Genomic DNA, 19,576 nt, shown 5'->3' on the forward strand with positions numbered 1-19,576 from the left:
AACGGTCATATGACAGACAAGGCAGGATCGGCCACCACGCAGTGTGGGGCCGACATGATTGTGCGCAACCTGGTTGAACATGGCGTGACCCATGTATTCGGCATCCCCGGGGCAAAGGTTGACCGCCTGTTTGATGCGCTGGTGGATTCCCCGATCGAGACGGTTGTAACCCGCCATGAACAGAACGCGGCCTTCATCGCGGGGGGCATCGGGCGCATTACGGGCCGTGCGGGTATCGCCATCGCGACATCGGGGCCGGGGGCGTCGAATTTCGTGACCGGCCTTGCCACCGCCAATTCGGAAGGCGACCCGGTGCTGGCGATCGGTGGCGCGGTAAAGCTGGCGGATCGGCTGAAGCTGACGCACCAGAGCATGGACACCGTCGCCCTGTTCCAGCCGATCACGAAATACAGCGCGGAAATCACATCGCCCAACGCGGTGTCCGAAGTGGTGGCCAACGCCCTGCGCTTTGCAGAGCAGGGGCGCCCCGGGGCCTCGTTCGTCAGCACGCCCATGGACATCCTGTCGATGCCGGCTTCCGGCCCGGTGCTGGCGGGGCGTCCACTGCCCGATGCGGGGGCCGCCGCCGACGATGCCGTGACAGAGGCCGCCGCCCTGATTGAAAAGGCCCAGCGCCCGGTCATCCTGCTTGGCCTGCTTGCCAGCCGTCCCGATGTGGCGCAGGCCGTGCGGGGCCTGATCGCACGGGCGGGTGTGCCGGTCATCGGCACCTATCAGGCGGCGGGCGCGGTCTCGCACGATCTTGCCGACCGTTTCGGCGGTCGTGTCGGCCTGTTTCGCAACCAGCCGGGCGATCGGTTGCTGCATGAGGCCGATGTCGTCATCTCCATCGGTTACAACCCGATCGAATATGACCCGTGGTTGTGGAATGTCGATGACGCGCGCCGTATCGTCCATGTTGATGTGGTGGCGGCCGAACTCGACACCCATTACGTGCCTGCGGTTGAACTGATCGGTAATGTCGCAGCCAGTGTGGCGGCGCTGACGGCAAAGGTGGGCAGGCTGGCGCGCGCGACCACGCTTGAGGAAATCCTCGGCGATTACCATGCCAAGCGTCGTGGCGACCTGCTGGAAGCCCGCAGCACCAGCAACACGGCGGTCCATCCGTTGCAGATCGTGCGTGAACTTGAAAAAGTCGTGACGCCGGACGTGACGATGTGCCTTGACATGGGGACGTTCCACATCTGGCTGGCGCGTTACCTGCTGTCGTTCCGTGCGCGTCAGATGCTGATCAGCAATGGGCAGCAGACGATGGGCGTCGGCCTGCCATGGGCGATCGCAGCAAGCCTGCTTAACCCGGCGCAGAAGGTCATTTCCGTATCCGGTGATGGCGGGTTCATGATGTCGTGCATGGAACTGGAAACGGCGGTGCGGCTGAAATGCAACCTTGTCCATCTGGTCTGGGTTGATCAGCAGTACAATATGGTCGAAATGCAGGAACGCAAGAAATATGGCCGTGGGTCGGGCGTGGATTTCGGGCCGGTCGATTTTGCGATGTTCGCGCGTTCATGCGGCGCGCGGGGCATTACGATCCGCAGTGCCGATGAAATCGCAGGTGCGCTGCGCACGGCGATGGAGGCGGAAGGGCCGGTCGTCATTTCCATTCCGGTTGATTATTCGCACAACCACCTGCTGATGCAGCCATTGGCGCGCCTGGGCGAAACATCGGCCGCCGCCTGATGCCGGTTTCCATGGACATGGAAAACCGGTGTTTTATACCTGTCCGCGCATGTGTCGGACGTGGCACACTGCATGATGTGCCTGCGCTCGCGCACCGGCCTTTCGATATCGGGGGGGCGTGTGCGTGGCGCATGTACAGGATGGGAGATTTCAAGAAGAATGCTGACAATGGCGCATGATACATCCGCACCCACAGGGCAGTTGATCGACACGTTCCGCACGATTGTGGGCGACGCGCATGTCCTGACCGATCCCGGCGCCACGCTGGCCTTTCGCCGGGGGTTCCGCTTTGGGCAGGGGCGCGCCCTTGCCGTGGTGCGTCCCGGCACGCTGGTGGAACAATGGCGCGTGTTGCAGGCCTGTGTAAAGGCGGGCGTGATCGTCATCATGCAGGCCGCCAATACCGGCCTGACGGGGGGATCGACCCCGGATGGCGACAAATATGACCGTGACGTCGTCATCGTCAACAGCATGCGCATGCGCACCATCCACCTGATTGGTGGGGGAAAGCAGGTCGTCTGCCTGCCGGGTGCGACCCTCGATCAACTCGAAGGCATGCTCCAGCCATTGGGGCGGGAGCCGCATTCGGTGATCGGTTCGTCATGCATCGGCGCCTCCGTCTTTGGCGGGGTCAGCAACAATTCCGGTGGCGCGCTGGTGCGCCGTGGCCCCGCCTATACCGACATGGCGCTGTATGCGCAGGTCGATGCGGCTGGGGACCTGCACCTGGTCAACCATCTTGGCATCGACCTTGGCACCGATGCGGAAGACATCCTGGCCCGCGCCGAACAGGGCGCATTCCCCGACGCCAGCATCAACTGGAACGCCGGGCGTGGGCATGACGATGATTATGCGCGTCATGTGCGCGATATCGATGCCGATACCCCCGCGCGTTATAATGCCGATCTGCGTCGCCTGCACGAAGGGTCGGGCTGTGCCGGGCATCTGGGCCTGTTCGCCGTGCGCCTTGATACGTTCGAGGCGGAAAAGAATCCCGTCGTCTTCTATATCGGCACGAACCAGACCGACGTGCTTGAGGATGTGCGCCGCCATGTGCTGGGTGCGTTTTCCGAACTGCCGATCGCGGGGGAATACCTGCATCGTGATGCGTTCAACATCGCGGAAAAATACGGCAAGGACACGTTCCTTGTCATTCGCATGCTGGGCACGCGGCGGCTGCCCGCGCTGTTTGCGATGAAGGCCAGGTTCGATCGCCTGTTTGACCGCATGGGGTTCATGCCGTCGCACTTTACCGACCGGTTCATGCAGTTCATGAGCCATTTTTTCCCCAACCATCTGCCCCGTCGGATGCGTGATTACCGCGACCGCTTTGCCCATCACCTGATGCTCAAGGTCAGTGCATCCGGCGCGCAGGAGGCCCGTGACTTCCTGAACAGTCATTTCGCGCAGCATGAGGGCGAATTTTTCGAATGCACCCCTGACGAAGGGGCAAAGGCGTTCCTGCACCGCTTTGCCGCGGCAGGTGCGGCCGTGCGGTATCGTGCGGTCCATCCCCGCACGACAGAGGATATCGTCGCCCTTGACGTCGCATTGCGCCGTAACGACCGCGAATGGTTCGAGGTCCTGCCTGAGGAGATCGACCGCGAAATCATCGTAAAGCTGTATTACGGGCATTTCCTGTGCCACGTGATGCATCAGGATTACGTGGTGCGCAAAGGCAATGACTGCATGGACCTTGAACACCGCATGCTGCCGTTGCTGGACCGTCGTGGGGCGCGTTACCCGGCGGAACATAATTTCGGTCATCTGTATGCCGCACCCGACGACGTGCGCGCCCATTACCAGCAGCTTGACCCGTGCAACTGTTTCAACCCCGGCATCGGACAGGCGACCAAGCGCAGGAACTGGGTCGCCGAAAGCGTCTAGAGCATTTCCCCCGAAAACCGGTTCGGTGAAAATGCTCCGGTTTACTGTTTTTACGGGCATTTTTACCTGTTTGAAGGCGCGCATTCAAACAGGATCCGCCCTAGCGCCCCGCCGGGCCAGAGGTTCGTTCACAGCGGTATGTCGGGGGGGTGTTTCCGGGCATTGCATTTTTAAAAAAATGATGTCCTTTGTGGATTTTTAAAAAGCATTCACCAGAAAATCCTATGGTTTTCTGGTGAATGTTTGTCCTGGAACATTCTTCCTCATGGCCGCATGACCTATCATGGGGCCATCCGCAATAAAAATACGGAGGGATACGAACATGGCCTATACTGTCGGACATTACCTTGGCGAGCGCCTTGCCCAGATCGGGTTGAAGGATCATTTCGCGGTCGCGGGGGATTACAACCTTGTCCTGCTTGACCAGCTTTTGGAAATTGACGGGCTGCGGCAGGTTTATTGCTGCAACGAACTCAATTGCGGGTTCAGCGCCGAAGGCTATGCCCGTGCAAATGGCGCGGGTGCCGCCGTCGTGACCTTCAGCGTCGGTGCATTGTCGGCGCTGAATGCGATTGGCGGGGCATATGCCGAAAACCTGCCGGTCATCCTGATTTCGGGGGCACCCAATTCGAACGATCATGGCAGCGGGCATATCCTGCACCATACGATCGGCACGCCGGATTATTCCTATCAGATCGAAATTGCAAAACGCCTGACCTGTGCTGCGGTGTCCATCACCTCCGCGACGGAGGCGCCGGCCCTGATCGACCATGCGATCCGCACGGCCCTGCGGGAGAAGAAGCCCGCCTATATCGAAATCGCATGCAATGTCGCCGCCCAGCCCTGCGCCCGGCCAGGTCCGGCGAGTGCGGTACTGGCCGAGGTACCGTCCGACGCCACCAGTGTGGCGCAGGCGGTGGACGCACTGACCCGCTTCATCGACAGCCGCAAGAAGCCCGTGCTGCTGATCGGCAGTCGCGTGCGTGCCGCTGGCGCAGAGGCCGCGGCCATCCGCCTTGCCGATGCGCTGGGCTGTGCCGTGGCGACGATGGCTGCGGCCAAGAGCTTCTTCCCCGAAGATCATCCCGGCTATGTCGGCACGTTCTGGGGCGATGTCAGCAGCCCCGGCGTGCGGCAGATCTTTGACTGGTCGGATGGTATCATCGCGCTGGCCCCGGTCTTTAATGATTATTCCACCGTGGGCTGGACCGCATGGCCGCGTGGCGAAAATGTCGTGGTGGCGGATGGGCGGCATGTAAGTGTCGAAGGCGTGGCCTATGACGACATCCACCTGCGCGATGTGCTGGATGGTGTGACGAAAGCGTGGGGAACGCGCCCGAAAAAGGATGCGACGATCACGGAATTCCGCCGCATCCACAGGCCCGCAGCCCCGGTTGTGGCGGCCGATCCTGCCGCCCCGCTGGTGCGCGCGGAAATGGCGCGCCAGATCAGCGGCGTCCTGACACCGCAAACCAGCCTGATCGCGGAGACGGGGGATTCCTGGTTCAACGCCATTCAGATGAAGCTGCCGCATGGTGCGCGCGTGGAACTGGAGATGCAGTGGGGCCATATCGGCTGGTCTGTGCCCGCCACGTTCGGCTATGCCGTGGCGGAGCCCGAACGTCGCATCGTGCTGATGGTTGGTGACGGGTCGTTCCAGCTAACGGCGCAGGAAGTGGCGCAGATGGTGCGCCTGAAGCTGCCGGTTCTGATTTTCTTGGTCAATAATCGTGGCTATACCATCGAGGTGCAGATCCATGATGGTCCGTATAACAACGTCAAGAACTGGGATTATGCGGGCCTGATGAAGGTCTTTAACGCCGAGGACGGCAAGGGCCTTGGCCTGAAGGCGACGACAGGCGCCGAACTTGCGCAGGCGATCGAAAAGGGGCTGGCCAATCGTGAAGGTCCGACCCTGATTGAATGCACCATTGATCGTGATGACTGCACCAGCGACCTGATTTCATGGGGACGCCGCGTCGCAAACGCGAATGCCCGCCCACCCGAAGATCGGTAGTTCAGGGTAGTTTTTGTTAAGAGAGTGTTTGAAAACAAATTATTGATAAAAAAGAAAAGTTTTTGGGTGCTGCCTTTTTTTAAAAAGGCGGCGTCTTCTGAAGATTTTTGGAAAAATCTTCACCCAAAAGCCTTTATAATTTCAGGATGTTATTGATCCTGACTGTTCAGGCGGCCTCTAAATAGTGTCACCCCATTTAACAGGGGCCGTCGTTTTGGAAACGTCACTGTCCATGGACAGTAGTGTTCATCAAGGCTGAAAAAACCGGGGGAGGGGGCATGTGCCCCCTCTTCTTTTAGCAGACTGTTTGAAAACAAGCCGTTGATAAAAGAGAAAAGTTTTTGGGTGTCGCCTTTTTTTAAAAAAGCGGTGTCTTTTGAAGCTTTTTGGAAAAAGCTTCACCAAAAAACCTTTATAATTTTAGGATGTTATTGATCCTGACTGTTCAAACAGTCTCTTATTTATATACAAGGTTACAAGGTCCCGTTTGATCTGTCAGGCTGACTTGCATCAAGAAGTTAGGAGCAGGAACCTGCTGGCATGATGAAGATTTTTGAAAAAAACTTTATACAGAAATAAAATTTCAAAAATAAGTTTATACGCTGAAAGCGTTCCCCATTTCCTGTCGATAGAACCTGTGGGATATTTTCAACAGGTTCCAAGGGACTGTTTGAAAAGTCAGAATCAACAACATCCTGAAATTATAAAAGTTTTTGGTGAAGCTTTTTTCAAAAAGCTTCAGAAGACGCTGCCTTTTTGCAAAAAGGCAGCACCCAAAACTTTTATTTTTTATCAATGGGTTGTTTTCAAACAATCTCTAAGGTGGCGTTTCATGGACCTTCGCAATGCAAAAACGCCTGCATGGTCCTGTATGGTTACAGCGGCAAGGCCTGCTCTACGGCTTCCACGCTCAGTCGTCGTGCGCCCAGCCCTGCGAACTGTTCGGACCGGCATGTCAGGATGATGATCTGCACACGGCGCGATATTTCGGTCAGGATATCGAACATCTGTTCCATGCGTCCGCTGTCGGAAAATGTCAGCGCATCATCCAGGACCACCATCGCCTGCTGCCCGCGTGTATGCAGCAGGTCCGCCATGCCCAGACGTGCCAGCACCGCGATCTGTTCACGGGTGCCATCGGACAGGTCGGCAAATTCCTCTGTCATGGTACGCGTGATCCCGGTGATCGAGAAATCGGCCCCCAATGTTACCTGCGCCCGGGGGAACAGCCCGCGCAGGGCTGGTTCCATCGCGCGCGTCAGGGGGGCGAGGTACTGTTCCGTCGCAGTGCGCGCCGTCGTTGCCAGCGTATCGGCCAGCAGGGTCAGGATCTCCACCTGCCGCGCACATTCGGCGCGTTCACGCGCATGCCCGTCGCGCAGGCGTTCATGTCCCGCGATCCGTTCGTCCAGCCCGTCGCCCTCTGCGCTTTCGATACGGCTTGACAGGGCGGCGATCGCCTGGCGCAGTTCCCCCACACGTGTGCGCCGCTCCTCCAGCGTGCGTTCAAGGCGGCTGATGCGGGCATCCACCATGGCTTCGTCCTCTTCGGGGCGATCGGCCTCGCATGCGCGCAGGGCGCTTTCGGCGGTATCACGGGTGGCCTGTGCCTGCTGATGCTGGGTGGCGAGGGCGGCATCAGGGCGTGCCACGCGGTCGCGTGTCAGTTCCAGCGTCAGGCGTTCAAGCTGCTGGTGCGCCTGTTCCAGTTCCGTGCGATGGCGCGTCAGCAGGTCGCGCGCCTGCCGGGCTTCGCCATCGGGGGCCAGCAGGGCGGCGCGCGCACGTTCCACCCGTGTTTCGGCGGCGCTGACGGCCTCCTGCACCTCTGCCATGGGGGGGAGTGTGGCGGCATCGGGATCCTGCGCGATACTGGCGAGCAGCCGGTCGCGTTCCATGACCCGCGCCTTTGCCGCCGCCAGCGCCGCCGCCGGGTCCGGCATATCGGTTGGCAGCAGGTGGGCCTGCATCGTGCGGGCTTCGCTGACAGCACGTCCGGCCTGCCGCCAGGCCGCATGGATGTCCATCGCCCCGGCCATGTCCACGCATCCTGCCTGCGTCAGCAGGGCGGTCAGCGCCTCGCGCGTTTGTGTACGGGCATGCAGGGCCTGTGCATGGTCGCCATCGCCCGGTGGTGTGATGCGGATATCGCCAATTCCCGCGATTCGTAAGGTGGTGGCCGACGTGATTTCCAGGTGCGTGCCCGATAATGCGACGCCGTCGATGCTGATCTGGCGTGCGGTATCGGGGGGCAGGTGGAATTCGATGCGGGTCGCCTGTTCGCTGTAACGCGCGCAGGCGTGGTCGGCTGCCCGCTCCGCCTGGCGCAGGCGGTCCATCATGGCGTCATCGACATGCAAGGTCGCAAGGTGAAGTTCGGCCTGCGCCACCTGCTGCGCCGCATGTTCCAGCCGTGTGACAAGGGTGGTGGCGTCGGTATGTTCGCGTCGCCATATGCTGGCCTGTTCGCGCCTGCTGACACGGCGGTGCATATCCTGTGCCGCGCGTTGGGCCGCCATGGCGTGTTCAAGGTCGTGCTGACGTGCCGTGGTGGCCTGTTCGGCGCGTTCGTGGCGTTGCTGCGCGGTGTCCATCGCCGTGCGCAGGTCGTCCACGACCGTGCACAGGTGCTGGCGTTCGGCCTCCATCTTCGCGCGGCTGGCGATATTTTCTTGCGCAAGGGTCACGCCCCCCTGCGCAAGCCGTACTTCTGCCTGTGCGGCCTTCAGGCGCGCGGCGTGCTGGTGCAGGCGGTCGCGTTCGCGCCGGGCCTGTGCCAGGTCGGTGGTTTCCTGTTCATGCCGGGTGGCGTCATCGGCATGGTGCAGCAGCCGACGCTGTTCCGCCAGACTTTCTATATCGTCTTCGAGCATGCGGCGACGTTCGCGCAGGCGCGTGATCTCCGCGCAGGCGGCGTCTTCTTCCGTGATGGCGGTTTTATACCGCCCTTTTGGATGGCCGCGCCCATCAAGCAGGAGGGCGCGTTCATCACGCACCATCGCCAGAAACCGCGTCGCCTCCGCCCCGCCGGTGATGTTGCCAAGCTCCCCCTCAAGGCAGGCGGTCAGGGATGTGCCGGCCCGGCCCGTCAGTTCGGGCTGTTTCAGGCTGTCGCCCTGTGCAACCCACAGCGCATTCCAGATGCCGCAGGCCTCGCCCCGCCCCTGTGATTCCAGCCCCATGATTTCATGCAGCTTTTCTTCTGCATCTGCATTTGCGAACGTCGCTTCCCCGACCCGCAGGCTCATGGCTGCGCGCGACAGGAAGCGTTTTTCAAGGTGGCACTGGATGTCGTTGATACTGAAATCCACATGCACGCTGGGCCCCGCGCCCTGATCGGCCAAGGGGCGCAGTTCCTTGATGAGCCTGTTCGTGCTGTTATAACGCCACATGAACGCCGCACGCAGCGCCGCCAGCAGCGTGGATTTGCCGAATTCATTGCGCGCGGCCAGCACGTTCAGCCCCGGCCCCAGACCGCACAGGCGCGTCGGCGTGACGAATTTGCGCAGGTGCGCGACCTCCATCCCATGCAGGATCATGGCGTGTTCCCCTTCTGCCCATGCACCATCAGCGCAAGGCGGCGCAGGGCGGCAGTGGCGATGTCACGTTGCGCCGGGTCGCCCTGGCCCGCGCGTTCCGACAGGATGGTGGCGGCAGTGCGTACCGCCCCGGTGCCGAACAGGTCCAGGTCATCCGCATCCGCCAGCAGGGTCGGTTCCCCATCGACACGCAGCAGCCGCAGGGCCGACCCCAGCGCGTCGAGCATATCCTGATAGGTCTGCAACCCCTCCAGCGGGAGCGCACCGCGCACCGACAGCCATACAAGTACGCGACCTGCCTCCTGCGGGTCGATATTGCGCAGGCGATGTTCCAGTGCGGTGATGTCCTGCGCCCCCGTCAGGGTGGCCGTATCGCGATGCCAGACAAAGCGGCCCACGCGATGGGACGTAACCTCCGGCCGGGCGTTGGGACCGGCAAGGTCCACCACAAGGGCATGCCCCCCGCCATCGCCCCCCCGGTCGAAACCGTCGATTTCCGGGGTGCCGCTATACCATGTGCGGTCGTCGATGCATTGCGTCCCGTGCCAGTCCCCAAGGGCGAGGTAGGACAGCCCCGCGCGACGGGCACGGTCGATGGCGATACGGTTCTGTGCCTCGTCACCGCCGAAATCGCGCACCGATCCATGCGCCAGACCGACGCGGATGACCCCGGGCGGCGTTTCGGCCGAATCCATTTCCGCCGTCGGGTCTGTTGCGACATGGCGGCGTTTGAGGCCACCAGGAATGACCCAGGCCGTGCCGTGCGGGTCCATGGCGGCGGGCCTGCCGTCAAGGTGGGCGCGCACATTGTCCGGCAGGCCGATGGCATGCAGCCGGTCCCAGATGCCGCCGGGCACGTTGGGGTCATGATTGCCCGCGATCAGATGCCAGCACAGGTCGGGGAACTGTCGCATCCGTTCGATGGGCTGGCGCAGGGTGCGGTCCACCGGGATTTCATGGTCGTAGATGTCGCCTGCCACGACAATCGCGCTGGCGCCCTGGTCGCGGGCAAGGCGGCCGATCCTGCCGATGACCTCCAGCCGCTGGTCCTGCAGGACGGATTGCGTGTCGTCATCGGCAAAGCGAAAGACCTTGCCAACCTGCCAGTCGGATGTGTGAACAAAGCGCATGGCCGCGATTATCACCCACCTTCGTCATGTCACAAGGTAGCGGGAAGGGTGGGGGAGGGAGTAAACGAAAAAGTGATCAGAAAGCTGTATATAAATTCAAACTATGGCCTTGCTGCCTCAATCTGGTCATATATGACGATTAGGTAATAATTCATTGATTGCGACGACTCACTGTCGCGATGCCCCTGCTTCGGCACAGTTTACGGAATACGAAACGATGCCTTCAGTGACTGATACGCTTATAAAGGGTGCGTCCCATTCCGCAGCGCCCGTCCTGTCGTCCGATGACACGACGGCCCGTTCGCAGAATGTACGCTCCATCCACCTCAGCCACCGCCGCGCGCTGCTTGATTATGCCCGCACGCTGGATTGTGTTGCCGAACAGGCCTGATCCCGCCCAGCCATATATCCTGTGGCATGTGGATATCATCCATGGTGGCACGGGGGAATGACATGGATCATGGTTGCGCGTGATGACTGCCGGCGAAGCGTTCCTGACGATACGATCGGGTGATATGCCCGCATGATATGACCGGGTCAGCCATTCTCCGATACGGCATAGCGCCATTTCCCCCATAGGGGGCAGGGCAGGGGGCGTTTCCCTGCCGGTTTTTACACCCCGATGCGGCGTGCAAGGCACCCGTCGAGGTAATCGCGGCATAATGTGACGCACCGTGCGTTCCATTGCGGGCCAAGGCCTTGCACCTGTGCCGTCTGGGCGTGTGACGCCCCCCATGCCAGAAGCTGAATCCGGCGTTGCGCGATCAATGCGGGCAGGATCGACAGGTCGGCCGGCGTCACGCTGGCGATGGTATTATATCCCCGCAACCAGTGCGCGACCCAATGGGGCATGCGGGGATGGTCCTCGAAAAAACTGAGGGCCGCGGCAAGGTCCTGCATGAACCAGCTGAAGCCGCAATCATCGAAATCAATGATGTGTGTCTTCCCCCCCCGCGATCAGCAGGTTGGCCAGCCGCAGGTCCGCATGGATCAGGCCAAACCGTGCCGCACCATGGCCATAGGCCGCAAGTTCAGCACCAACCCGTCCCATCGCATGGGTAATCATGTCGCACGCTGCATCATCCAGCCCGTGCGCGGCCTGCCATTGTCCCCATGGGGCCTGTGGCCCGACCATGGTGGCATGCGTCCATGATTTACGCCGGAAACCTGCGGGTCGTTGCCATGCGCGACTGTGGCGGTGCAGGTGCGCGGTCATGCGGCCAAGGCGTGCGAAGCTGTCGGGTGCGATATCTGGCGTGGGTTCCGTACCGTCGATCCAGTTGAACATGACCACGTGCCGTCCCGTCATGCCGGGCAGGGTCATATGATGCAGCCGTTCCCCATCCATCGCCTGCACGACACGCGGCACCGGCAGCCCGGTGGCATGCAGACTGTCGAGCCATGCCAGTTCGCTGCGGATTTCTGTCGCATCGTGGTAGCCGGGGCGGTGGATACGCAGGACACGTCGTCCCCCGTCCGGCAGGTCAATGCGGTAGGTGGCATTTTCCGACAGGCACAACAGCCGTGGCACCCCGCGTTCAGTCGGGGGATACAGGGCCATGGCGGCATGGGCGAGCATGTCGTGATCGCCCGCGTCGGATATGGGAAAGGCGGCATCGGTCATGATGCCGCCTTTCCTACAGCTTTGTGCGCATAACCGCGATGGGGGACGTTTACAGGATGCAGTTGAACTGCAACGCCATCACGGCGGCATCGTGATATGTCGTGGTGCCGCCCGGACGGTTGATATACTGGAAATCGGGCTGGAAGCTCATGCCGCGCGCCGCATGGATGTTGTAAAACAGTTCGTACACATCCTCATGCGTCTGGATGCCCCAGGCCTGTCCCCACTGGTTCGACAGCAGCGGCCGTCCCGTCAGCATGGAGGCTTCCTGCTGCAATACCGAAGATCGGCTCATTTCGAAATAATGGAACATCGCGCCCACGGTATCGAGCGGACGGCCCCATTTCGCGCCGGTTTCGATCATGCCCGCCCACACATGCTGCTTCATGGCCGAAACCTTGCCGGAGGTATACATATACCCCGCCATGCCGATCAGGCCATTCGTCGGGCCCTTGCCATTGCGCACGAACATCTGGTCCGCCTGGAACCATGCGGTGCTTACCCCTGATTGCTTGCGGAAGGGGCGACCCGTGATGACCGCCGAATTGCCGTCGATGTCCTCGAACAGGTCATTATACTGCGAATTGTCATAGCCATATCCCGCCTTGTAATGACCGGCGAGGTGATGGCGGCCGAATTCCGGCAGCCAGCCGATTTCCACCGGGGTGGAGAAGTGGCCAAGCCCGCTTTGCGCCCAGGCCCAGCCCGAGATGCCGCCATTGAACGAATGTGGCGAGACGGCGAACATCGACGCCATGATATAGGTATCGACCGTCGGCATGACACGCATCACCACGCCAAGGTTGCCCGAAGGCCAGTCGCGGCCACCCGGAACATACTTGCCCGGCGCGGGATTGCCGCAGATCGACACGTTCATGAAGTTACAGAACAGCGGTGACGCAGCAAAGAAGCTGCCGACCGGAATCCACCCCGCACTGATGTCGAGGCGGTTATGAAACAATGACTGTTCCGCATACATATAGACAAGATGCGCCACGACATTACCACGTGCGCCATAGATCTGCTGCACGCCACCAAGGGAATCGTGGATATATTGTGTACTGAGGTTCTGCCCATGGCCGTTGACGATCATGGTATGGGTCCAGAAATTCTTTGCCCCCGCCAACCGGTTCCAGTCGATGTCGATTTCCACGCCCGTCTGCCCGGCGTCGGTCACGCCCTGCTTTGCCCCCCCGCGAAAGTTCCCGGCCAGTTCTTCATGCTCGTCCGCGGCGATATGGATGCCATGACGCACCAGCCATGGCTGCAGGCCCAGCCAGCTTCCGAAGAAGTGCTGGTCGCCATATGGGGCGCTGAAGAACTGGCCCGGGTCCTGCGCCCAGGCGGAGTCCGTGCGGCGTGCGTTGGCGGCCATCATCGGCTGGGTGCCAATCCCACCCATGGCGTCACCGGGTATGGCCTGTGCAAAGGCTGGGTCCCGGACGGCGATAAGCGCAAGAAAAGACAGCACGATAGGGGCAAGAAAGGGTGGAATTATCCTGATCATCCGCGCATTCGTAGCATATTTCATATTGAAGATGAACCTTGGACAATAGATTTTATGAACATTTATTTAGTATGCAATAATATGACGCATATTTCTCCGCAACTCCTGAAATTTAAAAATATTGCGCTGTTACAAAGGCGGTAATTTTTTTGTGCGATGCACAAATATTGAATAAAGTTATTTTAGACTTCCACTTTAACCCTTTCTATAGGGTGGCCTTCACGTTCATGTTTTCGCGATGTTATGACGCAGGCCTCCTGATGGTCGTTCCCTGAAAGACGTTCCCTGCAGGTCGTTCCTGTGGTCATTCCTTCGTGTCCGCCCCGTCAGGGTGGCAGGTCAACGTTGACGAATGGTATGCGCAGGGGCGAAGATCGCGTCATGTCTCGATTGGATATGAACAAGCCCTTCCTGCCGGTCCGCATTGCGGTGCTGACCGTGTCTGACACCCGTACGCTGGCGGATGACCGTTCCGGCGGGATCCTGGCCGACCGGATCACTGCTGCCGGCCATCACGTGGCCGACCGTGCGATCGAACGTGATGACGCCGATGCGATCGCGGCGCGCCTGTCGCAATGGATTGCCGATCCGCAGGTCGATGCCGTGATTTCCACCGGCGGCACCGGTGTCACGGGTCGTGACGTAACGCCAGAGGCGTTCGAACGTGTCATCGACAAGCGGATCGAGGGGTTTGGCGAACTGTTCCGCATGCTGTCCTATCAAAAGATCGGAACCTCCACCATCCAGTCGCGGGCCCTGGCGGGGGTGGCGGGCGGGACGTACCTGTTCGCGCTGCCCGGTTCCACGGGGGCGGTGCGTGACGGGTGGGACGATATCCTTGTCTGGCAGCTCGACAGTCGCCATGTGCCCTGCAATTTTGTTGAACTGATGCCGCGCCTGCGTGAACATCTGCCCCCTGCGCACGATTGATGGCGCACGGCTGATGGTGTGCGTGGGCGCAGGCAGGACCATGAAGCCCATGATGCCCATGGCATGGCTGCGAACCCGCAAACGTCCTTGGTGACGCTTTTTTCAAAACGCAGCACATAACGTGTCGCCTTTTGGGAAAAATCAGCGCCCGGACAGTTGTGTTCTTTGCCACCAATAGATTGTTTTGAAACGGTTTCTTAAGGAAAGACGCTTCTGAAATGGCGAAAAAACTCCTTCTTCTGGCTGGTGATTATGTAGAGGACTATGAGGTCATGGTCCCCTATCAGGCGCTTGGCATGCTTGGTTATCAGGTCGATGCCGTCTGCCCGGACAAGGAAAAGGGTGACCATGTCCTGACCGCCATTCATGATTTTGAGGGTGCGCAGACCTACAGCGAAAAGCCCGGCCATCGTTTCGCCCTGACCGCCACGTTCAGCGAGGTGCGGCATGCCGATTATGCCGGGTTGATTATTCCCGGTGGTCGTGCGCCGGAATATTTGCGTCTGGATGCGCGGGTGATTGACCTGGTGCGTGCATTCGCGGATCGCCCGATTGCCGCGATCTGCCATGCGGCGCAGTTGCTGGCGGCGGCACGGATCATTTCGGGCCGGAAGGTTTCGGCCTATCCCGCCTGTCGTCCCGATGTCGAACTGGCGGATGCGATATTTGCCGATATTGCGATTGACGCGGCCATTACCGATGGACTGCTGGTGACGGCCCCCGCATGGCCCGCACATCCGGCATGGCTGGCGCAGTTCATCGCCGTGCTGGGCGCCCGGGTCGAGGTCTGAACCGGCACCGGCACCGGCACAGGGGCAGGCAAGGGCGGTGCCCATGTCGCCTGTCGACAGCCAACATCAACAAGGATGGACACCGCATTTTCCCGCGAAAGGCGGTGTCGTCTTAGAGGCTGTTTGAAAAGTCAGGCTCAATAACATCCTGAAATTATAAAGTTTTTTTGGTGAAGCTTTTTCCAAAAAGCTTCAGAAGACGTCGCCTTTTTGAAAAAAGGCGACACCCAAAAACTTTTCCTGTTTTTTATCAATGGTTTGTTTTCAAACGATCTCTTTTACCTCCCCTTGACCGGGGGCGGGTTATACCCCGCCCGTGACGCCGGGACGGTTCAGGATTGACAGGAATTCCCGCCGTGTATCGGAATTGCTGCGGAATGTGCCCAGCATCCGGCTGGTGACCATCGAAACACCGGGACGATGCACACCACGTGTGGTCATGCACTGGTGCGAGGCCTCGATCACCACGCCCACGCCGCGGGGTTGCAGGACATCGTTGATGGTATTGGCGATCTGTGCGGTCAGGCGTTCCTGGATCTGGAACCGCTTGGCATAGGCATCGACCACGCGCGCCAGCTTTGAAATGCCGACCACACGCTTGCGTGGCAGGTAGGCGACATGCGCCACCCCGATAATCGGCACCATATGGTGTTCACAATGGCTTTCGAACCGGATGTCGCGCAGCAACACCATCTCGTCATAATCCTCGACCTCGGAAAAAGTACGGGTCAGGAGGTCGACCGGGTCTTCGGCATAACCGCAGAAGAATTCCTCATACGAACGCACCACGCGTGAGGGCGTGTCATGCAGCCCTTCGCGCCGGGGATCTTCACCCGCCCAGCGCAGGAGCGTGCGCACGGCGTCTTCGGCCTCTTCTCGCGTGGGGGGGGGCAATGGGGCGGAATCGGTGGGGGTCATTGCTGTTCTGTCTTGTTTCTGCAGGCCACGCCCGTCCGCGCACGGGCGACGGAAGGCGCGGGATTAATGGAAGATGGCGGGGTGGTGCGGGCTGTCGAGGCTGAAGGAAGGGATACTGACGTCGAAATGTTCCCGCGTTCCGGGCTGAACCATGTGATAGGTTCCCCCCATGAACCCCGTCGGCGTTTCCAGCGCGGCGCCGGACATGTACTCAAAACAGCCATCCGCGTCGATCACGGGCTGTTCCCCCACGACCCCGTCGCCCTGCACATGCTCCACCCGGCCCTGCCCGTCGGTAATATGCCAGCTGCGCCGCAAAAGCTGGATCGCACTGTCGCCATGGTTTTCCACCCGGATGCGATAGGCCCAGACAAACCGTCGCTCCTCCGGTTCCGACTGGTCATCCAGCCAGAATGTCTGCACCAGCACCCGCACGTCACCGGTGCGTGCCTCGTAACACGGGGTGTTCTCGATGGCGCTTGCAAGGGCGGATTCGGGGTCATGTCCAGGGGGCGGGGGGTACGGCTTGTTCTTATTGGCCATAAGGTGCTCCGGGCTGTGGATCAGCGCGCGGCGACGGCGCTCAGGCCGCGACGCAGGTCGTCAATCAGGTCCTCCGCATCTTCCAGTCCGACGGAAAAGCGGATCACGCCATCGGTAATGCCCAGACGCGCGCGTTCCTCTGGCCCGATTTTCATGTGCGTGGTGGTGGCGGGATGTGTCACCAGTGAACGGGCATCGCCAAGGTTGTTGGAAATGCTGATCAGGCGCAGCGCGTTCATGAAGGCAAAGGCGCCTTCCTTGCCGCCCGCGACTTCGAACGCGACCAGGGTGGAACCCGCGCTCATCTGCTGCATGGCGAGTGCGTGTTGCGGGTGATCGGTGCGACCGGGATAGAACACCCGCAGGATCTGCGGGGCAGAGGCGAGGAAGTCTGCGACCTTGCCCGCATTTGCCGTCATGGCGTCAACGCGCAGCGACAATGTCTCCATGCTCTTGAGCATGACCCACGCATTGAACGGCGACAGCGTGTTGCCGGTATTGCGCACGAACGGGCGCAGCACGTCATCAAGCCATTCCTTGCGCCCCAGCACCGCGCCACCCAGGGTGCGGCCCTGCCCGTCGATATGTTTGGTGCATGAATAGACAACGATATCCGCACCCAGTTCCAGCGGCTTTTGATAGAGCGGGGTGGCAAAGACGTTATCGACCACCACCAGCGCCCCGGCCTTGTGCGCAAGGTCACAGATGGCGCGGATATCCACGATGTCGAGCATCGGATTCGACGGGCTTTCGAGCAGTACGGCACTTGTCGGCTTTGACAGGGCTTCGGCCCAGGCGGCGTGGTCCGCGCCATCGACAAATACCGTTTCCACCCCGTAACGCGGCAGCAGTTCGGCAACGATCCAGTGGCATGACCCAAACAGCGCGCGTGAGGCGACAACCCGTTCACCCGCCCGTACCTGTGCCAGCAGCGCGGAGGAGACCGCCCCCATCCCGGTGGAGGTGGTGACGCAGTCTTCTGCGCCTTCCAGCACTGCAAGGCGGCGTTCCAGCGCGGTTACGGTGGGGTTGGTGATGCGGCTGTACTGGTAATGCGCCACATCCCCAAGAAAGGTTGCCTCTGCCTGTTCGGCGTTGTCATAGACAAAGCCCGACGTCAGGAACAGCGCCTCGCTCGTTTCACCATAGGGGGTGCGTTCCTCGCCCGCGTGAAGCAGGCGGGTGGCTGCGCGCCATTCTGAAGGGGTGGAGTTCTCAGTCATGATCGTCAGGATTCCCAAACCAGAAAATCGTCAGAAACACCGAAAGGCAAAGGCCCGGACCGGAAGAAAAGGGCAGGAATATCCGGGACAGAGCTTCCTTCGGCAATGAATCGTCCGACCGTGGAAACCATGACACCAGCGCCTTGTGGCGGCATCAGGCCTCTTTAGCGCGTCTGTTTAACCTCGCCGCAAGCCGGCCGAATCAAATCACGAGGGCCCCGCCCCGTGGCCGGGTGCGGAAACAGGCATGGTTATTGCGGATTGTACCCACGCTCGTCAACTGTCGGGGGTGGGCAGCGGCCCTGTCGCACGCGGGTCCGTGGGAACGATTGCATTGGGCCTTCCCCTCCGCTATAGGAGGGGCAGCAAGCGGGTGTAGTTCAATGGTAGAACGGCAGCTTCCCAAGCTGCATACGAGGGTTCGATTCCCTTCACCCGCTCCATGATATCTTCCGATAAAATCTGTTTATGCGTTATTGCGCCGTTGCGGACGGGGCCGATGCCGCCTGCGTGTCGGCATAGGTTGTCCCGTTCCAGATCCAGCGATCGCCGTCATCGACCACCAGATCATGCATGCCGCCATGTGCCTGTGGCATGATCCTTACCGGACCGCTGAGCGAATCGAGAACCTGCGTCCAGCGCGTGCCCCGGCGCAGGAAAACGGACGTGGAACAGCCGGCGGACCCGCACAGGCTGGGTGATTGTAACTGTACGAACAGGGCCATGTCCCCCGGATGGTCCGACAGGGGGCCCGATGCCGTCAGGACGACGGGATGTTCGCCACGGGCATGTGCATCCCCGAGATCCTGTGCCTGCAGCAGATGGGCCTGCCGGTCGAGTTCCGTTCCCGGATGCTGTGCCAGTATGACCGTCGCCCCGCGATCCGGCCCGGCATGCGCGCCCATGATGGGCCATGGGCACACGGCCATCGCCACCATTACGGCCCGCAGGCCCCGCAATGCGCAACGCCACTGGCCGGTGCGTGGGGCGGAAGGGGGCAGGCAGGGGCTGGACGGGCGGAACATGCGGCGGATATCTCCGTGTTCAGGTCATGAAGGGGCAGCCCGGCCAAGGGCATGGACCGCCCGTTTCATGATGCAATGAAGGAGACAGGATGAAAATGGTTGCACCCTCCCATCCCCGGCCGGGGCCTTACCGGCATTATAAGGGCGGGCTTTATACCGTCATCTGTGTCGGTCGCCACAGCGAGACGGAAGAATGGCTCGTCACCTATCGCAGCGAGGCGCGGGGCGATTACTGGGTCCGTCCGCTGGATATGTGGATGGAACAGGTCGATGGCGCGCCGCGCTTTTCCCCTCTGGGGGAAGCTGATCTTCACCAGAATATTGAGAAATAGATATTTCTCAGGAAATCCTGTCCTGCAGAACGTCAAAAGGCGCTGCTTCGAAACGCCTGCGATGATGGCCGCCAGGCCATGGTGGGGAAGGCGCATCCCCCTGAGGCGCGGTTTGCAACGCAGGGTTAAGAGAGCGTTTGAAAACAACTCACTGATAAAAAACACGAAAAGTTTTTGGGTGCCGCCTTTTTAAAAAGGCGGCGTCTTTCGAAGCTTTTTGGAAAAAGCTTCACAAAAAACCTTTATGATTTCAGGATGTTATTGAGACTTACTTTTCAAACAGTCTCTAACAACCCACGGGATTATAGTGTTCCAGGCAAAGATTTTTTGGAAACGTCATACGGGCAGTGCTGAGTGGGAAAAGCATCGCCCGGGACTTTTACCTTTTCCAGAAGGCGATTTGAAAGCA

At 60.4% G+C, this 19,576-nt stretch carries 16 protein-coding genes, 1 tRNA gene and 1 riboswitch; of the genes, 8 read left to right on the top strand and 9 right to left on the bottom strand.

The features are described 5' to 3' along the window. The first annotated feature begins 9 nt into the window (after window positions 1-9). From alsS to FYB92_RS05055, 3 genes are all read left to right on the top strand, one after another. Window positions 10-1,701, top strand: coding sequence for an acetolactate synthase AlsS (alsS, locus tag FYB92_RS05045; protein ID WP_332828308.1), 1,692 nt, complete (start codon window positions 10-12; stop codon window positions 1,699-1,701). A gap of 159 nt (window positions 1,702-1,860) precedes the next feature. Continuing rightward, entirely contained in the window at window positions 1,861-3,588 is a 1,728-nt protein-coding gene (gene dld / locus FYB92_RS05050; protein ID WP_048858972.1) for a D-lactate dehydrogenase, read from the top strand. 322 nt (window positions 3,589-3,910) lie between these two features. Then, window positions 3,911-5,605 carry an alpha-keto acid decarboxylase family protein gene (locus FYB92_RS05055; RefSeq protein ID WP_062809429.1) on the top strand — a complete coding sequence of 565 codons (1,695 nt, stop codon included), beginning with the start codon at window positions 3,911-3,913 and terminating at the stop codon, window positions 5,603-5,605. Between the two features lie 875 nt (window positions 5,606-6,480). On the opposite strand, the gene FYB92_RS05060 is transcribed toward FYB92_RS05055, so the two are convergent. Then, complete coding sequence (locus tag FYB92_RS05060; protein WP_332828309.1) at window positions 6,481-9,144, bottom strand: hypothetical protein; 2,664 nt, start codon at window positions 9,142-9,144, stop codon at window positions 6,481-6,483. Next, window positions 9,141-10,274 carry a DNA repair exonuclease gene (locus FYB92_RS05065; protein ID WP_075596328.1) on the bottom strand — a complete coding sequence of 378 codons (1,134 nt, stop codon included), beginning with the start codon at window positions 10,272-10,274 and terminating at the stop codon, window positions 9,141-9,143. Before FYB92_RS05065 ends, FYB92_RS05060 begins: the two co-directional genes overlap by 4 nt. Before the next feature lie 217 nt (window positions 10,275-10,491). On the opposite strand from FYB92_RS05065, the gene FYB92_RS05070 reads away from it, so the two are divergent. Continuing rightward, window positions 10,492-10,665: a hypothetical protein gene (locus FYB92_RS05070; RefSeq protein ID WP_003622052.1), complete on the top strand. Its 174-nt coding sequence runs from the start codon at window positions 10,492-10,494 to the stop codon at window positions 10,663-10,665. Window positions 10,666-10,886: 221 nt separating this feature from the next. Here the strand turns inward: FYB92_RS05070 and FYB92_RS05075 are convergent, their stop codons facing one another. From FYB92_RS05075 to FYB92_RS05085, 3 genes are read right to left on the bottom strand one after another with little or no spacing between them, the layout of a single operon-like run. After that, on the bottom strand, window positions 10,887-11,174 hold the full coding sequence (locus tag FYB92_RS05075; RefSeq protein ID WP_332828310.1) for a hypothetical protein: 288 nt from the start codon (window positions 11,172-11,174) through the stop codon (window positions 10,887-10,889). Between the two features lie 28 nt (window positions 11,175-11,202). Further along, window positions 11,203-11,898, bottom strand: a complete 696-nt coding sequence (locus FYB92_RS05080) for a phosphotransferase (RefSeq protein ID WP_332828311.1) — start codon at window positions 11,896-11,898, stop codon at window positions 11,203-11,205. Between the two features lie 49 nt (window positions 11,899-11,947). Further along, the gene (locus tag FYB92_RS05085; protein ID WP_062809423.1) at window positions 11,948-13,429 is read right to left on the bottom strand and encodes a carbohydrate porin; all 1,482 of its coding nucleotides are present in this window, start codon (window positions 13,427-13,429) and stop codon (window positions 11,948-11,950) included. 357 nt (window positions 13,430-13,786) lie between these two features. Between FYB92_RS05085 and moaB the strand changes: the two genes are divergently transcribed. Both moaB and FYB92_RS05095 read left to right on the top strand, forming a co-directional pair. After that, the gene (gene moaB, locus FYB92_RS05090; RefSeq protein ID WP_040512923.1) at window positions 13,787-14,335 is read left to right on the top strand and encodes a molybdenum cofactor biosynthesis protein B; all 549 of its coding nucleotides are present in this window, start codon (window positions 13,787-13,789) and stop codon (window positions 14,333-14,335) included. Between the two features lie 218 nt (window positions 14,336-14,553). Next, window positions 14,554-15,126, top strand: a complete 573-nt coding sequence (locus FYB92_RS05095) for a DJ-1/PfpI family protein (protein ID WP_003622060.1) — start codon at window positions 14,554-14,556, stop codon at window positions 15,124-15,126. Between the two features lie 303 nt (window positions 15,127-15,429). Here FYB92_RS05095 and folE read toward each other — a convergent pair whose 3' ends face one another. From folE to metZ, 3 genes are all read right to left on the bottom strand, one after another. Next, window positions 15,430-16,044, bottom strand: coding sequence for a GTP cyclohydrolase I FolE (gene folE / locus FYB92_RS05100; RefSeq protein WP_003622062.1), 615 nt, complete (start codon window positions 16,042-16,044; stop codon window positions 15,430-15,432). A 63-nt stretch (window positions 16,045-16,107) separates the two neighbouring features. After that, entirely contained in the window at window positions 16,108-16,518 is a 411-nt protein-coding gene (apaG, locus tag FYB92_RS05105) for a Co2+/Mg2+ efflux protein ApaG (protein ID WP_040512924.1), read from the bottom strand. Window positions 16,519-16,607: 89 nt separating this feature from the next. Beyond that, window positions 16,608-17,810, bottom strand: coding sequence for an O-succinylhomoserine sulfhydrylase (gene metZ, locus FYB92_RS05110; RefSeq protein ID WP_062809420.1), 1,203 nt, complete (start codon window positions 17,808-17,810; stop codon window positions 16,608-16,610). A 143-nt stretch (window positions 17,811-17,953) separates the two neighbouring features. Then, window positions 17,954-18,034, bottom strand: a riboswitch (SAM riboswitch). Window positions 18,035-18,179: 145 nt separating this feature from the next. On the opposite strand from metZ, the gene FYB92_RS05115 reads away from it, so the two are divergent. Then, window positions 18,180-18,253 (top strand) — tRNA-Gly (locus FYB92_RS05115). A gap of 30 nt (window positions 18,254-18,283) precedes the next feature. Here FYB92_RS05115 and FYB92_RS05120 read toward each other — a convergent pair. Further along, window positions 18,284-18,835 (bottom strand): hypothetical protein, encoded by a 552-nt coding sequence (locus tag FYB92_RS05120; protein ID WP_239015786.1) that lies wholly within the window; start codon window positions 18,833-18,835, stop codon window positions 18,284-18,286. A gap of 89 nt (window positions 18,836-18,924) precedes the next feature. On the opposite strand from FYB92_RS05120, the gene FYB92_RS05125 reads away from it, so the two are divergent. After that, window positions 18,925-19,167 (top strand): DUF1653 domain-containing protein, encoded by a 243-nt coding sequence (locus FYB92_RS05125; protein ID WP_332828312.1) that lies wholly within the window; start codon window positions 18,925-18,927, stop codon window positions 19,165-19,167. Window positions 19,168-19,576: the final 409 nt, after the last annotated feature.

This window comes from Novacetimonas sp. GS1 (genome assembly GCF_036686925.1).
GTDB classification, from domain to species: Bacteria; Pseudomonadota; Alphaproteobacteria; order Acetobacterales; family Acetobacteraceae; genus Novacetimonas; species Novacetimonas hansenii.